18 protein-coding genes are annotated in these 19,639 nt (G+C 39.7%); 10 read left to right on the forward strand and 8 right to left on the reverse strand.

The window, feature by feature from the left end; genetic code table 11:
* The first annotated feature begins 59 nt into the window (after window positions 1-59).
* From ubiG to yfaE, 5 genes are all read left to right on the forward strand, one after another.
* Complete coding sequence (gene ubiG / locus ACJJVZ_RS12125; RefSeq protein ID WP_182702452.1) at window positions 60-770, forward strand: bifunctional 2-polyprenyl-6-hydroxyphenol methylase/3-demethylubiquinol 3-O-methyltransferase UbiG; 711 nt, start codon at window positions 60-62, stop codon at window positions 768-770.
* Window positions 770-1,444: an HAD-IA family hydrolase gene (locus ACJJVZ_RS12130; RefSeq protein WP_405600760.1), complete on the forward strand. Its 675-nt coding sequence runs from the start codon at window positions 770-772 to the stop codon at window positions 1,442-1,444. The genes ubiG and ACJJVZ_RS12130 overlap by 1 nt, the downstream gene beginning before the upstream one ends.
* Window positions 1,445-1,855: 411 nt before the next feature.
* Window positions 1,856-4,138: a class 1a ribonucleoside-diphosphate reductase subunit alpha gene (nrdA, locus tag ACJJVZ_RS12135; protein WP_193155420.1), complete on the forward strand. Its 2,283-nt coding sequence runs from the start codon at window positions 1,856-1,858 to the stop codon at window positions 4,136-4,138.
* 65 nt (window positions 4,139-4,203) lie between these two features.
* Window positions 4,204-5,334 carry a class Ia ribonucleoside-diphosphate reductase subunit beta gene (gene nrdB / locus ACJJVZ_RS12140; RefSeq protein WP_405600763.1) on the forward strand — a complete coding sequence of 377 codons (1,131 nt, stop codon included), beginning with the start codon at window positions 4,204-4,206 and terminating at the stop codon, window positions 5,332-5,334.
* Complete coding sequence (yfaE, locus tag ACJJVZ_RS12145; protein WP_077537971.1) at window positions 5,334-5,606, forward strand: class I ribonucleotide reductase maintenance protein YfaE; 273 nt, start codon at window positions 5,334-5,336, stop codon at window positions 5,604-5,606. Before nrdB ends, yfaE begins: the two co-directional genes overlap by 1 nt.
* A gap of 635 nt (window positions 5,607-6,241) precedes the next feature.
* On the opposite strand, the gene ACJJVZ_RS12150 is transcribed toward yfaE, so the two are convergent.
* Entirely contained in the window at window positions 6,242-8,149 is a 1,908-nt protein-coding gene (locus tag ACJJVZ_RS12150; protein ID WP_405600767.1) for a beta-ketoacyl synthase, read from the reverse strand.
* Window positions 8,150-8,275: 126 nt separating this feature from the next.
* On the opposite strand from ACJJVZ_RS12150, the gene ACJJVZ_RS12155 reads away from it, so the two are divergent.
* A complete protein-coding gene (locus tag ACJJVZ_RS12155; RefSeq protein ID WP_405600771.1) occupies window positions 8,276-9,286 on the forward strand; it encodes a GlxA family transcriptional regulator in 1,011 nt (336 codons plus the stop codon).
* Between the two features lie 140 nt (window positions 9,287-9,426).
* Window positions 9,427-9,957: a hypothetical protein gene (locus ACJJVZ_RS12160; RefSeq protein ID WP_405600774.1), complete on the forward strand. Its 531-nt coding sequence runs from the start codon at window positions 9,427-9,429 to the stop codon at window positions 9,955-9,957.
* A 142-nt stretch (window positions 9,958-10,099) separates the two neighbouring features.
* On the opposite strand, the gene ACJJVZ_RS12165 is transcribed toward ACJJVZ_RS12160, so the two are convergent.
* From ACJJVZ_RS12165 to ACJJVZ_RS12175, 3 genes are read right to left on the reverse strand one after another with little or no spacing between them, the layout of a single operon-like run.
* Window positions 10,100-10,612, reverse strand: coding sequence for an MgtC/SapB family protein (locus tag ACJJVZ_RS12165; protein WP_182702456.1), 513 nt, complete (start codon window positions 10,610-10,612; stop codon window positions 10,100-10,102).
* 8 nt (window positions 10,613-10,620) lie between these two features.
* Window positions 10,621-11,733, reverse strand: coding sequence for a peptidase C39 family protein (locus ACJJVZ_RS12170; RefSeq protein ID WP_405600777.1), 1,113 nt, complete (start codon window positions 11,731-11,733; stop codon window positions 10,621-10,623).
* Between the two features lie 4 nt (window positions 11,734-11,737).
* Window positions 11,738-13,132 (reverse strand): RimK family protein, encoded by a 1,395-nt coding sequence (locus ACJJVZ_RS12175; protein WP_405600780.1) that lies wholly within the window; start codon window positions 13,130-13,132, stop codon window positions 11,738-11,740.
* A 303-nt stretch (window positions 13,133-13,435) separates the two neighbouring features.
* Between ACJJVZ_RS12175 and ACJJVZ_RS12180 the strand changes: the two genes are divergently transcribed.
* Window positions 13,436-13,774 carry a zinc ribbon domain-containing protein YjdM gene (locus tag ACJJVZ_RS12180; protein ID WP_077537975.1) on the forward strand — a complete coding sequence of 113 codons (339 nt, stop codon included), beginning with the start codon at window positions 13,436-13,438 and terminating at the stop codon, window positions 13,772-13,774.
* Between the two features lie 142 nt (window positions 13,775-13,916).
* Here ACJJVZ_RS12180 and ACJJVZ_RS12185 read toward each other — a convergent pair whose 3' ends face one another.
* The 4 genes from ACJJVZ_RS12185 to ACJJVZ_RS12200 all read right to left on the reverse strand — a co-directional run bounded on the left by ACJJVZ_RS12185 (window position 13,917) and on the right by ACJJVZ_RS12200 (window position 18,827).
* A complete protein-coding gene (locus tag ACJJVZ_RS12185; protein WP_405600783.1) occupies window positions 13,917-14,915 on the reverse strand; it encodes an alpha/beta hydrolase family protein in 999 nt (332 codons plus the stop codon).
* Between the two features lie 156 nt (window positions 14,916-15,071).
* Window positions 15,072-15,962: an AraC family transcriptional regulator gene (locus ACJJVZ_RS12190; protein WP_405600785.1), complete on the reverse strand. Its 891-nt coding sequence runs from the start codon at window positions 15,960-15,962 to the stop codon at window positions 15,072-15,074.
* A gap of 663 nt (window positions 15,963-16,625) precedes the next feature.
* Window positions 16,626-17,372 carry a DUF2182 domain-containing protein gene (locus tag ACJJVZ_RS12195; RefSeq protein ID WP_273049487.1) on the reverse strand — a complete coding sequence of 249 codons (747 nt, stop codon included), beginning with the start codon at window positions 17,370-17,372 and terminating at the stop codon, window positions 16,626-16,628.
* A gap of 9 nt (window positions 17,373-17,381) precedes the next feature.
* Window positions 17,382-18,827 carry a tyrosinase family protein gene (locus ACJJVZ_RS12200; protein ID WP_405600788.1) on the reverse strand — a complete coding sequence of 482 codons (1,446 nt, stop codon included), beginning with the start codon at window positions 18,825-18,827 and terminating at the stop codon, window positions 17,382-17,384.
* Window positions 18,828-19,150: 323 nt separating this feature from the next.
* Here ACJJVZ_RS12200 and ACJJVZ_RS12205 point away from each other — a divergent pair, with 323 nt between their 5' ends.
* Together ACJJVZ_RS12205 and ACJJVZ_RS12210 are read left to right on the forward strand one after the other, a co-directional pair.
* Complete coding sequence (locus ACJJVZ_RS12205; protein ID WP_405621648.1) at window positions 19,151-19,294, forward strand: hypothetical protein; 144 nt, start codon at window positions 19,151-19,153, stop codon at window positions 19,292-19,294.
* A gap of 168 nt (window positions 19,295-19,462) precedes the next feature.
* Window positions 19,463-19,606 (forward strand): hypothetical protein, encoded by a 144-nt coding sequence (locus ACJJVZ_RS12210; protein WP_405621648.1) that lies wholly within the window; start codon window positions 19,463-19,465, stop codon window positions 19,604-19,606.
* Window positions 19,607-19,639: the final 33 nt, after the last annotated feature.

Consider the following 19,639-nt stretch of genomic DNA (forward strand, 5'->3'; position numbering starts at 1 on the left):
CTTTGCGATTTATCAATTTTGCCCTATATAATGGCCTCAGATTGACGAGGAAGTATTTTATGACCGAACATCAAAATGTAGATCACGCAGAAATAGCAAAATTTGAAGCCATCGCAGAGCGTTGGTGGGATTTAGAGGGAGAGTTTAAACCTCTTCACGAAATTAACCCGTTACGTTTAGACTTTATAGCGCATAAAACCCAAGGTCTGTTTGATAAAGACACACTCGATGTTGGCTGTGGCGGCGGTATTTTAAGCCAAAGTATGGCGCGTATGGGTGCAAAAGTGACGGGTATCGATATGGGTCAGGAGCCCTTAACTGTTGCTAAATTGCATAGTCTAGAAACCGGTGTAAATGTAGAATACATTAAAGTGCCTGCAGAAGAGTTTGCAACACAGCGCCCTGCTCGCTTTGATGTGATCACCTGCATGGAAATGCTAGAGCACGTTCCAGACCCTGCTTCTATTATTCATGCCGTAGCCGCACTTGCAAAACCAGGCGCAGATGTGTTTTTTTCAACTTTGAACAAAACACCTAAGGCCTACTTATATGCGATTGTTGGCGCCGAAAAGCTGTTGAAAATGGTGCCTGAGGGTACACATGACCATAAAAAGTTTATAAAACCTGCGCAACTGATTGCATGGGCTGAGCAAGCCGGTTTAAAGGTACGTGCAAGTGCGGGGTTATCATATAATCCATTATCAAAACAATATACGCTTAACACAGATGTAAGCGTAAATTACATTCTACACTTTGAGAAGTTAGCCTAATGGCGAACTCTCATTTACCTCATATAGAGTACGACGCATTTTTGTTTGATTTAGATGGCACCCTACTCGATACCGCCGACGACTTAGGTGCTGCGCTAAATGCGGTACTTCGCGCACAACAAATGGATGAAGTAACAAGCGATGTATACCGTCTCGCAGCCTCTAATGGAGCGGGTGCACTGTTAGCTGCAGGTTTTAAAGATAAATGGCCTGAGCAGCCACAGGCAGAACTTATAAAACAACTGCTTGATGAATACGCGGCCAGCATAGCAAAACACACCACGTGTTTTAAAGGCGTAGAATCTTTACTTATCGCGCTTGATCAAAAAAAGATCAAGTGGGGGATCATGACCAACAAACCAGGATTTTTAACCGATCCTTTGGTGGCAGCAATCCCCGCTTTAAAAAACGCCAGCGTAGTCATAAGTGGCGATACCTTGGCTGAGGCCAAACCATCACCGCTACCACTACTACATTGTGCAAAGCTTATCGCAGTAAAACCAAACCGTTGTTTGTACATTGGAGATGCACAGCGTGATATACAAGCAGGTAAAGCTGCAGGTATGCACACCGCCACGGCACTTTGGGGTTACATATCCAACAATGAAGAAGCATTAAGCTGGAAAGCTGATTTTAACTGGCAAAGTCCAATTGATGGTTTTAACCATATATAGTGCCATGTTAATTTATAAACACTATATATTGTGATTTAGCCAGTTTTTAGTCAAAGTCTGCTGATAAAAAACTCAGTTACAATTTATTTTTTAAAAGCGCAAATTTAGTAGATCATTAGTTGATTTTTAGAAATTTCAACTTCACCTAATGATCAAAGGTTAATGCTTACTAACACAAGTGTGTTATCCCAAAGTTATCCACAAATAGGGGCTATTATGTCCCTTGCAAAACGGCTCAGACCACACTATCTTGTGATCTCTAAATTGAACAACACCAGATATTGTGGCCAAATGTTATTCAATTAAATTCATCAATTTGGTGAAACTTATAATAAATGAGTGCTCCTGCTGTAATTTAAGGAGTACAACATTGGTCAAAATACTAAATCCCCAAGGAATACAGGCAAAGCTATGAACCAACTGTTATCTGTAAGCAAACGTGACGGGCGTAAAGAGCCACTTGATCTTGATAAGATCCATCGCGTTATTGAATGGGCCGCCGAAGGTTTAAATAACGTCTCGGTTTCACAAGTTGAATTAAAATCTCATATTCAATTTTACGATGGTATCCGCACTAAAGACATCCACGAAACCATTATTAAAGCTGCCGCAGATCAGATTTCAAAAGAATCGCCAGATTATCAGTACCTATCAGCGCGTTTAGCTGTATTTCATTTACGTAAAAAAGCGTATGGCCAATTTGAGCCACCGCGTTTATTTGATCACGTCACTAAAATGGTTGGCGATAAGCGCTACGATGCACATTTACTTGCTGATTACACAGAGCAAGAATTTGATGAACTAGATGAATACCTTGATCACTCACGCGATCTAAACTTTAGTTACGCGGCTGTTAAGCAACTTGAAGGTAAATACCTCGTTCAAAACCGTGTAACGGGCGAGATATACGAAAGCGCGCAGTTTTTATATATTTTAGTCGCCGCAAGTCTATTTGCAGACTACCCACGTGAAACACGCGTTTCGTACATTAAGCGTTTTTACGATGCCGTATCGTTGTTCAAAATTTCATTACCCACGCCTATTATGGCAGGTGTACGTACGCCTACTCGTCAGTTTAGCTCATGTGTATTAATAGAGTGTGGTGATAGCCTTGATTCAATTAACGCTACATCGTCTGCAATCGTTAAATACGTATCACAGCGTGCGGGCATTGGTATAAATGCAGGTCGAATTCGTGCGCTAGGTAGTCACATCCGTAACGGTGAAGCGTACCACACAGGTTGTATTCCTTTTTATAAGCACTTTCAAACAGCTGTTAAAAGTTGTTCGCAAGGTGGCGTACGTGGCGGTGCTGCAACATTATTCTACCCGCTTTGGCACTTAGAAGTAGAAAACCTACTTGTACTTAAAAATAACCGTGGCGTAGATGACAATCGTGTTCGTCACCTAGATTACGGCGTACAATTTAATAAATTAATGTATTCTCGTTTAATTAAAGACGATTATATTACGTTATTTAGCCCATCAGATGTGCCAGGCCTTTATGATGCATTTTTTGAAGACCAAGCTGAGTTTGACGCGCTTTACGTAAAATACGAACAAGACGAGTCTATTCGTAAAAAACGCATTAAAGCCATTGAGCTTTTCTCTATGTTTGCCCAAGAGCGTGCAAGTACAGGCCGTATTTATTTACAAAATGTGGACCACTGTAATACACACAGCCCGTTCATTGCTAAAGTTGCGCCTATTCGCCAATCTAACTTATGTTTAGAAATTGCATTGCCAACCAAGCCACTTAATAACGTAAATGACGAAGAAGGCGAAATTGCCCTTTGTACACTGTCTGCGTTTAACTTAGGTGCAATAGAATCACTTGATGAGCTTGAAGAGCTAGCTGAACTTGCGGTGCGTGCCCTTGATAACTTACTTGATTTCCAAGACTACCCAGTACCGGCTGCTAAAAATGCAACTATGGGTCGTCGTACACTAGGAATAGGCGTCATTAACTACGCATACTACCTAGCTAAAAACGGTAAACGTTATTCTGATGGCAGTGCTAATGCATTAACACATAAAACCTTTGAAGCGATTCAATATTACTTAATGAAGGCATCTAACGAGCTTGCTAAAGAGCGTGGCGCATGCCCTAAATTTAACGAGACAACGTATTCACAAGGTATAATGCCAACCGATACGTATAAACGTGATTTAGATAAAATTTGTGATGAGCCACTTCATCTTGATTGGGATACACTCCGTGCAAGTATTAAAGAGCACGGCATGCGTAACTCAACACTAAGTGCGTTAATGCCATCAGAAACATCGTCGCAAATCTCTAATGCAACAAATGGTATTGAGCCACCACGTGGCCATATTAGCGTTAAAGCAAGTAAAGACGGTATTTTAAAACAAGTGGTACCTGAGTACGAGCGTTTAAAAGATAACTACGAATTACTGTGGGATATCCCATCAAACGATGGTTACCTACAACTTGTGGGCATAATGCAAAAATTTGTTGACCAAACAATATCAGCAAACACAAATTATGATCCAAATAAATTCGAAGGCGGTAAAGTACCTATGCAAGTCTTGTTAAAAGACTTACTGAGCGCGTACAAACTAGGTGTTAAAACCTTGTATTACCACAATACACGCGATGGTGCCTCAGATTCACAAGAAGATACTCCTGACGTGGAAGATGACGATTGTGAAGGCGGCGCGTGTAAAATATAACTGCTGATTTTAATTTTAAGCGGGCATTTAGCCCGCTTTTTCTGATAGTTTTTTGAGTGATAAACATGTCTTATACTACTTTTAGCCGAAACCACAATAATCAAATGCAAGAGCCAATGTTTTTTGGCCAAACTGTAAACGTATCTCGTTATGATCAACAAAAATACCCTATTTTTGAAAAATTAATCGAGAAGCAACTATCTTTCTTTTGGCGTCCTGAGGAAGTAGATGTAAGTAAAGACCGTTTAGACTTTCAAGCATTACCTGATCACGAAAAGCACATATTTTTAAGTAACTTAAAATATCAGACGTTACTTGATAGCGTGCAAGGGCGTTCGCCAAACGTAGCCCTACTACCTATCGTATCGCTACCAGAACTTGAAACGTGGATAGAAACATGGGCGTTTAGTGAAACAATTCATAGCCGCTCGTACACACATATTATTCGTAACGTAACGCAAGCGCCTGAACTTATTTTTGATGACATTGTTAGCAACGATAAAATTAGCGAACGTGCTGATGCGGTAACAAAATACTACGACGACTTAATCAACTCTGTATCGCTTTATAATTTATACGGTCAAGGCAAACACGAGATTAATGGTAAAACTGTTCTCGTGAATTTGTTTGAGCTTAAAAAGAAACTTTATCTGGCAATGATGTCGGTAAATATTCTTGAAGCGATTCGCTTTTACGTCAGCTTTGCATGTTCGTTTGCGTTTGCTGAGCGTGAGCTGATGGAAGGTAACGCTAAAATCATCAAGCTTATTGCGCGCGATGAAGCACTACACCTTTCGGGCACTCAGCATATTCTAAACATTATGCAAGACGGTAAAGACGACCCAGAAATGGCGATTGTTGCTGCCCAATGCCGCGACGAAGCAATCAAAATGTTTGTAGAAGCCGCAGAGCAAGAGAAAGAATGGGCAGAATACCTATTCAAAGACGGCTCAATGATTGGTTTAAATAAACATATTCTATGTCAGTACGTTGAATACATCACCAATGCGCGTATGACTGCGATTGGTTTACCAGCACAATTTGAAAACAACAGTAACCCTATTCCATGGATAAACTCATGGCTTGTTTCTGATAACGTTCAGGTTGCACCGCAAGAAGCCGAAATAAGCTCATACCTTGTTGGTCAAATAGACTCTCAAGTTGATGCCTCAGAATTTGGTGACTTTGATTTATAATGAGTGACAGTACAACTGCAAGTATAACTCTTGCACAAAGCAGCCAGCGTATAGAATTTAATACTGGCTGCCCTTCTCTTTTACACTGCTTAGAATCTAAAAAAATAGACGTTGCATTTCAATGCCGTGAAGGCTATTGCGGTGCGTGCAGGGCTATTTTGGTATCCGGTAACGTTGAATATAATGAAGAGCCACTAGCGTTTGTCCGCGAAGGCGAGATCCTCCTATGCTGCTGTAAACCCAACGGTAATATAAGCATTAACTTAAAGTAATACCAATTCGCTTGATTCAGTGGTCTACTTTGAGGTAAGAAAGTCATGTCAACAACAAGGCTGAAATTTTAACGCCGTTAGCGTCAGGCTTTATTTCTCTAATTGATTACGTAACCTGAGCTCTGGTTAAGAAATTTACTAACATATTGAACCATAATGATATTTAAATTTATTTTTCTCTAGGGCCTGTTGACCTTTCAGGATTAAAATTTGTTCAATCTAGGGGCTATTTAATCGCGGAGCGAAGTTTGTAACCTAGTGGGCTAAGTAAAAACCGAGCAACAAAGAGTAAATAGTCCCTGGGCAGAACCCTTCGGGCAGCGCATGTTTGGCATTTATGCTGCGTTATCGCCTATTTATGGGGAATAACCACACACCATAGGCTCTGCCTTGCTTAAATACCAAACAGTCTGCTGCAAATTTAACCTCGAAAGATAAACAGGCCCTAGCCAGAGATTCTCAGTGAAAACATGGCGAATTTATGCGTCAATAGCGGACCTATTGCAAGTAAATTCAACGCAGTTAGCGCTAAAAATAGCTGCTCGAGATAGATTTATTATCCAGAGTTCAGGTTACGTATATTTAAAGCATTAAAAAAGGCGCTTAAAAAGCGCCTTGCTAACAAGTATGTGTGCTTAAAACATATCTTGATAGGAGTTTGTTGTACTAAACGTAATTGCTTTTTCAAAACCTGGTAACTGAATACTTTGCTCGTCTATTACAATATCGTTGTCGTCAATAAGTCCATCGCCAAAACGATAAATAAGTTCGTACTGGCCTAAATCTGCTTGTGTTTGATACGTTTTCTGCGAAGCTCTAACCACACTATTTTTCTGAGTGTAGCTAGTCATAACGTCATCACCATGGCGCTTAGCGAGCATTTTCATTGTTACTTTTGGAGAAAGTACGGTCGCTGTTGCATTGTTACCGCCAAAGCCTTTTGAATTTATAAAAGCAATATCCATATCAGCGCATTCGTAATGGCTATTACGAATATCAAGATGATCGCTATAAACGTCGTCTGCTACTTTATCTATTGTGGTAATACCTGGCATAATATTGTGGCTAAATACACCCAAAGCAATCGCTAACTGATCGCCACTTGCAGGAGCAATAGTATGGCCAACGTATGCTTTTGGTGCTGTCACTTTCCAATTATCAATAGCGAACGTTTGTGCCACTTTATGATATATAAGTGACTCTGTTACACGATTTTGCGGAGTACTCGAACCATGCGCTAAAATAAAGCTACGTTCTTGCAGTGCTTCTTTACCTAATAAGCTGCTAGCAAGTGCGGCTGATTTTGCCATTGTAATATAGTTACCAGGTCCAGGTGATGTAATCGACTTCTTAACGCCATCTGCATTTACAAACACATCCGGTACACAGCCCATAATATCAGCGCCCAACTCAAGGGCTAACGCATCATCCATTAAAATTGCAACTTGCGCGCCTTCACCTAATGTAAAGCCGCAGTTATCACCAAATGGTCGGCTACTATTACGGTAATCTGGTTCTTCATCATTTGATAAGTTATCTAAACGACGTAGCCCTTCAACATTTGCAAGTGCACTCATATTACCAAAGCCTTCAACCACTTCGGGTGTAATAGCACACTCAACGCTTGCAACAACTGCAACCCGTGTACGCCCTGCTTGTATGTCGTTAACCGCCGCACGTAAGTTATATAAAAACGTTGCACATGCACCCGAGGTCGAAAACGTAGTACCTACATTACCGGTGACATAGGCGTTAATAAAATCAGTCGACATTGTATTTAAACCCAGTGCCAGCTGTTTAGTGCTAACACGGTCGCCTTGTTGGCGCGCTTTTACTAAACCGCCTAGGCCTTTATCGTCCATTTGACCAATTACCGATGCTGAATAAGTACCAATTTTATCTGGCTCGACGCTATTCATAATATGCTGCCAATCAAGCCCTGTTGATTTAATCGCATCGGTGGCTGCAAAAATAGTCGCCTGCAAACCACGAGGCTGGTAGCGGCTGTTATACATAACAGACGGATCAAACCCAGTCGGAAATTGCCCAGCAGATTTAATTGGGTTATCACGCGTTGAGTTATGCTTAACATCAAAATCGGCTGCAATAGTTACTTTAACCTTTTTTCCTTCAAGTTCTTCAACTTGCCAACTAGCTGGAACAGGTACCGGTAAGTCGCGAGCACGCGTTTCAAACACAATTGCGTTTTCAGTTGATGCGGTCAGTGTCATTTTTTGCTGCCACGGCGTGGCATCGGCATCAAAATGTTCTTTTTCAATTTTACGAATAAGTGTACCAGCAATAATTTGCTCACCAAAGCGTGCTTCTATGTCGCTTTGCTCAACATTATTACCTTGTGTATCTTGTAATTGGCCGTTTACAACGCTGACTAGATTCATCAGTGTGGCGAGGCCTAAAAATGTTTCACTGCGGACTTGAGCGTTTAAACTATCTAACACGATACGGCGATAACCTTGATGAAAAGAAGTACGGCCAGCAGCGTTAATGCCACCCATGCCTACTATAACGGGTAATGCTGTCATAATTTACCTTTAAAAAACGTGTTATAAGGAGAACAGGCAGTTTAAATGGATTATGCACCGCGCATTGTGCTTTAATAGCCAAATATTCAGCACAAAAGGCCAAAGAGCACTGGTCGGAGCATCTATATGACTGATAAACACACGAATCCACCTATAAATATTGCTATAGCGGTATATCCGCATTTATTAGTGACTAGTTTAACCCTACCAATTGAAATGCTAAGAGCCGGCGAGGCCTTTGCTAAAGGGCACCTTGATAAGCAAAGCTTTAGACCACTTGCTATAAATTTAGTGGCTAAAAGTGCAGGATCTATACCCACCCGCGCAGGCCTTGCTATAAATCCTGATTGCATAACAACTAACGCGCCCTACAGTGATTTAATTATAGTGCCGGGTATTTGGCGAAACCCACGCCCTGTTGTACGTACAAATCAACACGTAGTTGATTGGCTAAGCCAAAGCTTTAGCGCAGGCAGTCATATAATTGGTGTAGGCACTGGCAACTGCTTATTAGCTGAGGCGGGGTTACTTGACGGTCACCCTGCTACCACCCATTGGCATTACGCCAAGCAATTTAGCCATGACTACCCGCAGGTGCGCTTAAAGCCTGACTTTTTTATAACCCAGTCAGAGCGAATGTATACGGTAGCGAGTCTTAATGCGCTTGCAGATGTGATCGTGCATATTATTAGCCAGTACTATACAAAAGCCGCCGCTCAACATGTAGAGCGTAATTTTTCACACGAAATACGCAAACCTTACGAAGATCAACGCTACTTAGAAGGTGCTGTAGATCGCCACCCCGATGAGCTAATTGCGCAAATTCAGTTTTGGCTAAAAACCAATTTAGCCACCGAGCTAAACTTGCAAGAAGTCGCTGCCCAATTTAGCTTAAGCTATCGTACTTTTACCCGCCGTTTTAGAGCAGCAACGAATCAAAGCCCTATTGAGTATTGGCAGCAATTACGCGTAGAAGGTGCGAAGGAGTTATTAGCATCATCAAATTTATCAATTCAAGAAGTGGCTTTAGAAGTGGGATATAACGACCAAGGGCATTTAACCCGCGTGTTTAAAAAAGTATTAAGCCAAACGCCCAGTGGTTATAGAAAAGTAGTCAGGCGAAAGCTCTTTGGCTAATATTTAAAAATGTAAAATTAATATAACAATCAAAACAGGTACAAACATGAATATAACTAACTTACTCACATTTTTTCTACATGCACAGCAGCCACTTCTGCCTATATTTCTTATAAAGCTATCAGAGCAAGTAAAAGATCATGAAAAATAAATCAGTATTTTTTTTACCAATTTTAATGTCTGTATATTCTAATCAGTGTTTAGGAGCAGATAATCCGGTTTTGGAGATGCTAGACAAAGATGTATTAAACAAAATAACTCTTTTAGCTGATTCTGTATCTAAATGTAACGATATTGCAAAATCTTCTGAAATAGAGCTAGATTTGAATAAATTCAGAACACTTAATGTATCAAAAGAAACATTCCTAAAATCTTTGTTTTATTTAAGGATGCGTAATCGAGATCTGTGTGACAGTCAGGAACGCGGCACCCTCATTTTTGCGATTGGTCAACTTGACTTCACCCGTGCTGAGTTCGGTTTAAAGGCCTCTAAATACGGAAATAGTAGCGGAGAACTTTTATACGAACCAAAAAAATTCTTACAATACAAAATTGACTATATGAATCTCACTGAAGATGTACGTTTCGAGTTTGAAAGGCAAGTAGGGACACAACCTTTTATTTATACGACTATTTTACAAAATTTAAATCTTAATATTTTTGATAAGTAATAGAGTATATACGCACAAGATGTAGAGAAATAACAGTGTGTCACTACACTAACAGGGTTGATATTTGAGCTTTTAAATAAGCTTAAATATGTGTTTATTCCAATTGTAACTATTTTCAATAGCACTGAAAAAAACGCCACTTTTAATGGCGCTCCGTGTCATCAAACTCTTTTCGATAGTAACGTTTTTGATAGTTTTTTACTTTAGTGTGCACGCCTTTGCTTAAGCTTTTAAATTTAGCCTCAAGTACGTCTACACCGTATAAAATACCAACCACTAGCACTGAAAGCTTTATTGCAGGGCCTAAGTTTTCAGTGGCTATCATAACGCCTATTGATGCAAGCACCCAGATGGTTGCAGCGGATGTAACACCAACTACCGCACCATCTTTTGCGAGCATTACACCTGCCCCTAAAAAACCAATACCTGTAATTATTTGCCCCACTACACGAGAATGATCTATTACATCCCCTTGTAAATTAAACGCAGTGGATAAAAACAAATACGTACCCAAGGTTATTAACGCTGAAGTACGAATACCTACAGGTTTGCCGCGCAATTGGCGCTCTATGCCAATAATAGCACCGCAAAAAGCCGCAGTACCAATAGCTGCCCACGAATACGGGGCTACATCAATTAAATCTAAAAAAGTCACTGTTAACCTTATATTTTATTAGCTATAGCCACCGCCGTTCTTAAACGTTGGCTACCAAACGCTGACATTTTACTAAAATCACTTCGTGCAATAGGTACATATTGGCAATCTATTGCGAGCTGTTTATCGTTACCGGGCTCACAAAATGGGTCGTGAACATACACGCAATGCTCATCAAGGTGCGTAACACACACCCAATGTGGCGATTTTTTACCATCAAAACTGTATGTACTAATTAATAACAGCACACTAAAGCCTTTACTTAACCACTGCTCAATATGTTCAAGCTCTACATCTTTATTTGTAAGCGGTATATTTGCCTGTGCAATACTATCTACAAATTGTTGATGCACGGTGGCAAGTACCACTTTTTTGTTCTCGTTGCGTACGCCATCTAAAAACAAAGGCTCTGTGGTATTAACCATTACCTCGCTTTTGAAGCCCCGCTTATTAGCGGCAAGTGCCAAACCAAACGGATGGCAACCACCATGACCCGATGTCATAAAAATGGTGGTACCTTCACGCCAAAGTGCCAGCTCATGCGATTGGGTAAGCTCAGTTGTTGGCTCAAGTGCGCCCATTGCCATTAATAGGGCAGCAGGTCCGCACGTAAACTCGGTAGTTTGCTGATACCACGGCGTTAAACGCGCCACTTTTAACTCACTTGTTTGTCGAATGTTTTTTTGCATTCGTAGTGCGTCACTGTGGTCATCGTAATAATCGCTATATTGACCAAACACCCTGTAACCTGAGCTTTTATAAAGCCCTATCGCACCTTCGTTATTTACAGCCACTTCTAAACGAAGGTAAATACGCCCTCGCTCACACGTTTCTTTTTCAAGGCTAGTAAGCAGTGCTTTTGCAATGCCTTTACCTTGCATTGTGGGTTTTACAGCAAGCGAATATAAACGCGCTAAGCGAGTCCCTTTATGGCACCATACTAGCCCATATCCACATACTTGCTCGCCATTTTCTGCAACGAGTAAAATACCGTGTTTTGCACTAAGCCAGCGTTTTAAACTACGCGGACTTAATTTATCGTTATTAAAGCAAGCGTTTTCAACGTCAATCAGTGCATTCAAATCACTGCTAAGCGCCTTTCGAATAACAAGGTTGCTCATGTTATTACCCACGACCTCGTGCTTCTAAGCGTTGTTTAAACTCATCCATAATGATCATGTATAGCTCGTCGCCTAAATAGCCGTCTTCTACTTTGTGATCAATACTTGGGTTGTCGTTTACTTCAAGCACGTATGCTTTGCCTTGATGCTCTTTAACATCTACGCCATATAGACCTCTACCCACTGTTTTACATGCTTTTAATGCTGCATCTAACACCGCTTTTGGTAACTCAAAGGTTGGCAATGTTTCAAAGCCACCAGAGAAAAACCGTTTAGCGTCGTGGTTATAAATTTGCCAATGGTTACGCGCCATTAAATAGCGGCATGCATAAATTGCACGACCATTTAACACACCCACTCGCCAATCGTATTCGGTATACATGTATTCTTGTGCAAGCACTAATGCGCTAAATTCAAACAGCTCTGTAAGCTTAGCTTCAAGCTCATCACGGTTTGATACTTTATAAACACCTTTTGAGAAAGACCCTTCAGGCATTTTTAAAACAAGCGGATACGTAAACGCTTCTTCTAGCTGCTCAAGCGTTTCACTTGATTGATCAGCCACTACAACCGTTTTTAAACTTGGCACTTTTTGATAATTAAACGCATCGTGTAAATACACTTTATTACAACAACGTAAAATAGACTCAGCATCGTCAATAACCACTAAATCAATGCTTTGCGCTTTGCTTGCAAGGCGATACGTTGGATGGTCAATCGCTGTAGTTTGGCGAATAAATAACGCATCAAACTGGGCTATGTTATCAATTTCGTCAAAGCTTAATGCTTGTGCATTAATGCCGTGTTTAGCGGCGGCTTTAATAAAGCGTGCAATGGCGTCTTTATCGCTCGGCGGTACTTTTTCGTTATGATCAACAAGTATTGCCATGTCCCATCTAAAACGACGTTGCACTGAGCCAATACGCCACTGCGTTTTAGTAAAGTTATCTAGTTTAGCTACAAATTCGCTGTACTGCTGCTCGCTTAAAGACGATAAAGACCCTTGTTGCAATAATCCCTTTTCATCAACAAATAAAATAGGCGTTGGGTATTGTTTAAATACCGACTTAGCCGCTTTTGATTGTAAATCGTTTTGTGTATTACCAAAGTAAAGTTTGCCATCTATTTGGCCCACATTTAACATAGGGGCTTGACCACTACGCAATGCGTTTATTGTTTTTACACTTGGCAAAACTTGGTGCTTGCGCGCCTCTGCAAGTAACGAGCAATAGTAACCTTTGCTCAAGTATTGGCTCGAGTCGCACAGATTAATAATGCGTGTTTTTGGCTCATTTTGTTTTGGGTAATCACGTAAATAAGTATTAAACGTAATTACATTTTCGAACGATTGAGCAAGCGTTTGCTCGTTGTTATCAACCACAATTAAGGTTTTAAACACGACTTTTCCTAGTTAAGTCAAAATATAAAAAGCATGCTTAGTAAAATACTCAGCATTATAAATAGAAACACCCATCGTACTAAGTGGGCATTGCGCGTATCACTTAATATGATGGGTGCTTTAACAGGTACCTACTGTACGAGTTAGCGCTTAAATTGCTTAAGCGACATGTGCTTTATATGCCCTTTTTTTAAAACGCACAAACGAGATATTTTTAGCGTGAAGATGAAAAATATTGATTAACTATATTTTCTAACTAATGCAGATTAAAATACGCAAAACAATACCTTAAGAAAGTTAAAAATGTCGCTGCCTGCTTGCCCAAAATGCCACTGTGAATATGTTTACGAAGACCAACAACTGCTTGTTTGCCCCGAATGCGCTCATGAGTGGAACCCAGATAACACACACGATGAAGCCGTTATTTTAGTTAAAGATGCCAATGGCACTGTGCTAAGTGATGGCGACAAAGTGACAGTAGCCAAAGATTTAAAAATTAAAGGCAGCTCGCAAGTAATTAAAATTGGCACCAAAGCGGTCGTTAGAAGAGTGCTTGATAAAAAAGATCACGAACTTGATTGTAAAGTAGAAGGCATTGGCGAAATGATGGTAACTGCAAAGTTTGTGAAAAAGGCGAACTAAAATAGGATAACCTGAACTCTGAATAATAAATCTATCTCAAGCAGCTATTTTAAGCGCTAACTACGTTGAATTTACTGAAAATCTCTGGCTAGAGAAAACAAGAAGGTGAATTTTTTCGTATCACCTTCACACAACTTGTATACTAGGTATCTGTTTTATCTAAACCATTTCTATAAATAAAGCTAAATACATGCCCGAGTATTTCTTTGTGTATTTTTTTGCGATCAACACCGTCTCGATCCTTGCACAAATATACGCCTTTTACTTTACGTTCTGAGTCACATTTATCAATGTATACAAAATGACCTGCGTTTTGTTCAATACCGACTAAATTCGCACCTTGAATATGCTCCGCATAATATTTGGAATGTGTGCTGTACGGTAGAAAGTCATTCTCTATGGAGCCTAAAATTAGGGTAGGAACATTTATGTTAGCTAGGCTCTGTTCGCTAACGGCATGTCCCAAGGCCGGATCTAAGGCAATAACAGCTGCAACTCGCTCGTCTTGCATTTTTTCTTGTAGCAAACCAATCTTTTTTAACATATCTTTATTCATTGGCTTACGCTTATTTTGCTGTCCATAGTCACAGCCTCTATCATCTTTTGCCTTCTCTAACGAACAATAAGCTTGCGACTTACCTTCCTCTAAAATAGCTCCCGCCATTGCTAAAGAGGTAAAACCGCCCGAAGAATGACCAAACATTATTACATTGTCCGTTTTAAGCGAGGTATTAAATAGCCCGCCTTCAGATAAACTATCAATTGCAAAACTTACATCTTCAGATCGCTGCCAGAAGCGCATAGCCGAACTCGGATCAATGTTTTGAGCTCCATAAACCCATGACTCACCAAAATGTGCAACTCCAGCAACAACCCAACCTTGTGATGCCAATGCATAGCCCAGCCAGTTCATTTCACGGGGAGAGCCAAATGCTCCGTGAGAAATAATCGCAACCCGCTGATTTTTTTGCTTGGGTGATAAGCAAACCTTTGCTTCGCAAAGCTCTACACCACCTTGATACCAAAACTTGATTTTAACGGGTCGATTAACTTTGTGGTTAAAAAAATCCACTTCTGTTGTCTTAAGCTCCGTAGCACTGCCAGAGAGGGCTTTAGCACTGAAAAAAAGAATAAATAACATAATGCAGGCACAACAAAGTCTAGTTATATTTAGGTTCATAGTTCTCTCTATTTATTTTTAATTGTACATTCTATACCTAAAATATACGTGCATTATTAAGACTGAGCTGTGCAGAAAGTGCGGTTTTTTTTAAGAAAAGTCACTTTTAGCCTAATGTTAACTTTTCTTTTTTTCAGCAGAGTTTTCTACTGCAAAATACAGCTCCGTTTTAAGTGCTTCAGGCTTAGTTTCCATTGGGTTATTCAGATATAACTGCACAATTTGTTGATCTTTAAGCTTGATGCTATTAGGTAGTACCCATTGGGCATAAATCTGCGAAATAGTTTGCCACATGCAATCGTGTGGCCCTGTATGTGTAAAACAGGCCCATCGGCCTGCCTGCCACTTAAAAGTTTCTAATTTCGCATGGTGAGTAGAGAGTCCCTCAACAAAGCCAGCAAAAAAACGGCTTTGTGTCTGCTCGCCTGCCCACGGATTATCAACAGAAACACCTATAGGCTGTAACTCTGTATAACTTAAAAGCTCAGCCATAGTACCTAGACGCCCAAATAGTTCTCCAGCCACTGTTGAGAAAGATTGCTCATTAAAACCTTTACCATAAAAACCGAATACTTTTCGCTCAGGTAATGTTTTCCAGACGGGTAACAATTTTTGATCAGTTTTTAGTTTCCTAGGCTTTAGGCTACCAGCACGGTCATTGTTCGGTAAATTCCCTTGAATTATATCGCTTGGCGTAACAGAGAAGTTCTTTTTAAACACCCTTGAAAAGGATGAAGGAGAATCATAGCCGGCGCTAAGAGCAACATCGATAATATTGTGGTTTCCTTGTTTAATTAAATGTAAGGCTTTTTCGAGTTTATGCCGCTGAATAAACTCACCCAACGGGTAACCCGTCGCCGCAAAAAATATGCGATTAAAGTGATACTTAGAGAAGCCTGTATAATTTGCCAAACTATCCAAGCTAATAGCCTGATCGCTATGATCATAAATATACTGTCCGACTTGGCTAATGATTTTTGCGTTTTTGTTGTTTGAAGTATCTACCACGGTATTGACCCAACTTCCACAGTGTAAAATCTAACAGTCATATCACTTAACTGTATGCAAACGAGCCAGTTGATTAACTCGCTTAAATTTATTTTTATTAATGTCTCAACCATAGACGAGTTCCTCTTTTGATTCAATCGGATACGACGTGAAATATTAAAAGAGGATTGGGTGTTGTTTTAATATGGGGTTTAGGTGGTGTTACAAGTATTAAAGTACTTATTTGAAGTGATATTTATAGGTGTTATCCTAATTAGTTTCGTACTTTATCTAAAGGAAAGCAGGCTCACTACCCCAGACTTTATCTTTATTATAAAAAGTTGTTACGGACTATCTATTCAAATTTGATTTTATCTGTAAACCCTCATTTTCATGTGATCCTTGTTTATAAAACAGACTAAACACCCTGTTCTAATTGGCGATTTCTGTAATAATTATAATGAGTGTCATCCTAACTTCTTATACTAACTTCTTATACTTTCTTGGTCGAAAGTTCGGATCTCGGAACAAACATTTAATTCAATTTCTTAAATGAGATTCAGATTAGTTATTAGCGAAATAAAAAACCATCAAGCTTTGATGGTTTTTTTGTGGCTTTCATACCGTATTTAAAGCATAAAAATTACTTTTTGATAATCCTCCTGTCAAAAGTCAATTTTGCTGCTAATAAAACATGATCAGCTCCCAAACGGAAAGTAACATACAGGTATTTCTCAACAAGTTCTTTTTATTTCTATAAAGATGCTTTTCGTAAAATAGCGCTATAGTTAAAATTGCCATTTGCAACAGGCTGTGCCCCGCAATATGCATTGCAATCATAATATGCGCACAGGTTTGAACACATTTTACACCCTCATCAAAACCTATTCTCAGAATATCTATATCGGCTTTTAGACCAGTTATCCTAGGAGCCCAAATACTACCGCAAGCTGTGAGCAATCGAATCCTAAACTTTGCATTGCACAAAAAACCAGCCAGTGCGTATGCAATCGCAGCAACAGGAAAGCCTTCAAACATCATTGTCAAAGATGAATCAGCCAACAACGCTGTTAAATACAGCAGCACTAAACCAAATATAAACCAAATAAGAGAGTAGCCAAAAATGAACACAACTAAACTTCTTGATTGTCTTGTCAATGGTATTCGATTTACTATCGAGCGGATTGTACCGCTAGTCATTGGAAGCATCATTGCATAAACCATAACCATCCAATCGAATGCCAGTTTCAACAAAGAAGACTCTGTATTTGCATGCATACCATGGTGCATATGTTGATGATGAGGTGCATTCCCTATACTCAATTGCTGCCATACATAATAAACCCAAAGCAAAGCAGCAAATACAAGTACAAACCAATGTGGGTTAGCTACTTTTAAGTAGCTAACCCTTCTTCTAGACGAGGTAAGCATAGCGTATTATCAAACCTCAGCTTTAATACTTACTCGACCTACTATTACATTGGCCTCACCAAGCTCCCTATTCGGCTCAATTTCAATTCGTAAGTCTTCAATTTTCCAACCCGATTTCTTACGAAGTTGTTCAAGCGCTTCGGTAGCATCAAGCTCGACATTAAGACCAGTTCCCGCATGACGTACACTTGCTGTAGAAGCCTGTGTTAAACCAAACAACCCTATTTTACCTACGAAAACACGCTCGGAACTTGCAAACGTTTTCACAAACACGTTAACAGGCCCAACTACACCCGAACCTGTAATGTTATCTAGAGCGATAATAACTTGACTCGACCTTTGAGTAGTTAAAGTGGCCAATGCAGATACTTTAGCAACCTGTTGCTTTTCTGGTAGGAACTCAAGTTTTGCAGACGTCGATTTCGAACTCAACGAGAAAGACTTTGTTGTTGCAGCAATAGTGTCAAACATTTCATTTCCTTCCAATGAAATCAATGCAGATACCTTATTACCATCATGCGACTTCACATCAGGATAATTCTCACTATAGGTGTACCCAAGCGCCTCTGTAGACAATACATCCTTAACTTTAACACTTACAGGGTTAGCTTTAGCATCATGAAAATCAAATGCTTGATCAAGCCAACTAGAGTCGCTAGTGTTCTCTCGACCTTGGTCAATCCAGCTCTGCCATAAGCGGTCAATGTTTGCGTGATGTAACCAAAAAATAGGATCTAAAGCAGCTGTATTTGGATCACCCATCGCTCCGCCAATATCAACATGGATTAAGTTGTGCGGGTTATTTTCTAATTTACCAAAAGTGCCTGAATCGTGACTAAACCCAGTTTTAACACCTCCAAAACTTTGTGAAGGTTGCACAGTTGTGAAGTGCTCTAGTGCAAGAGCCGCTTCACAACTCGCATCCTGTTTAGAGCTGAGCGTATATTGCGCTCTTTCTTCCATCCATAATCCTGTAAAGTCAGGGGTTGGCTGCTTTGTGCCAAATTCTGTAGGTAAATTTAACGCTTGCAGTTGCTGATCATCATTGAGCGCAGGGTTATTTGCATCACAGTAGTTCCAATAAGGTAAAGTCCAATTTTCAGGTCCACCTAACTCTATAACCGTTTTTGCCACAATCGCTTCAAAAAATTGCAGATACATTCTATGCCAAGGTAAAAAATACCATGTACCATGCTGACATTGTTGCCAAAATTGGCTGTGAACAAGCGAATTAGGTGGTGGGAAGCCTTGGGCTTGCTGCCAAATACTAAACTCGCTCCAACTTTCGCCTAGAGCTAAGTTAGCACTTTTATCTAATCCATAACCATGAATAGCACCTTGATACCACCAACTTGTTGGGTCAGTAATATCTTTTTTCTTCATTGCTTCTACTGCTCTTGAATACCAAAGTAGTGTATCGTCAGTTATTTCACTGACATTTTTCCTTACACGCATCGAAGTCACTCCGTCTAGTAAATTAAAAATATATTAAATGTAAGCTAAATTATTTCTAGCCAGCTTAAAATATAGCAGCTTATTCGCAATTGATATTACAATGCATTACACGTACTTTGGTTAACACGACTAAACTAGACAGCCAATCTAATTGAAAAACAAAACTGTTCCATTCAATCTACTTTTTAGGTTAATAATTTATCTTTTATCGCTAGGTTATTTTCATCCACAAAATAAGTCATTAACTCCATTAGACCTGAATTATGAGCATGAAAATAACTGCACCTTTGCAGTTTTAATTTTTACTGAGTAGTTAAGGTTTTATGCGAGTAGCTTTTCGCAGTTACTGCTATTCACCCGCCGCTCTCGATTTAGATTTAGATTTAGATTTAGATTTAGATTTTCACAATAACTTGCTTGTAATGACGGTCTGCCTACCGACTAAACTAGACAGCCAATCTAATTGAAAAACAAAACTGTTCCATTCAATCTACTTTTTAGGTTAATAATTTATCTTTTATTGCTAGGTTATTTTCATCCACAAAATAAGTCATTAACTCCATTAGACCTGAATTATGAGCATGAAAATAACTGCACCTTTGCAGTTTTAATTTTTACTGAGTAGTTAAGGTTTTATGCGAGTAGCTTTTCGCAGTTACTGCTATTCACCCGCCGCTCTCGATTTAGATTTAGATTTAGATTTAGATTTAGATTTTCACAATAACTTGCTTGTAATGACGGTCTGCCTACCGACTAAACTAGACAGCCAATCTAATTGAAAAACAAAACTGTTCCATTCAATCTACTTTTTA

The sequence above is a fragment of the Pseudoalteromonas sp. Ld19 genome (assembly GCF_045064135.1).
Taxonomy (GTDB): domain Bacteria; phylum Pseudomonadota; class Gammaproteobacteria; order Enterobacterales; family Alteromonadaceae; genus Pseudoalteromonas; species Pseudoalteromonas aliena.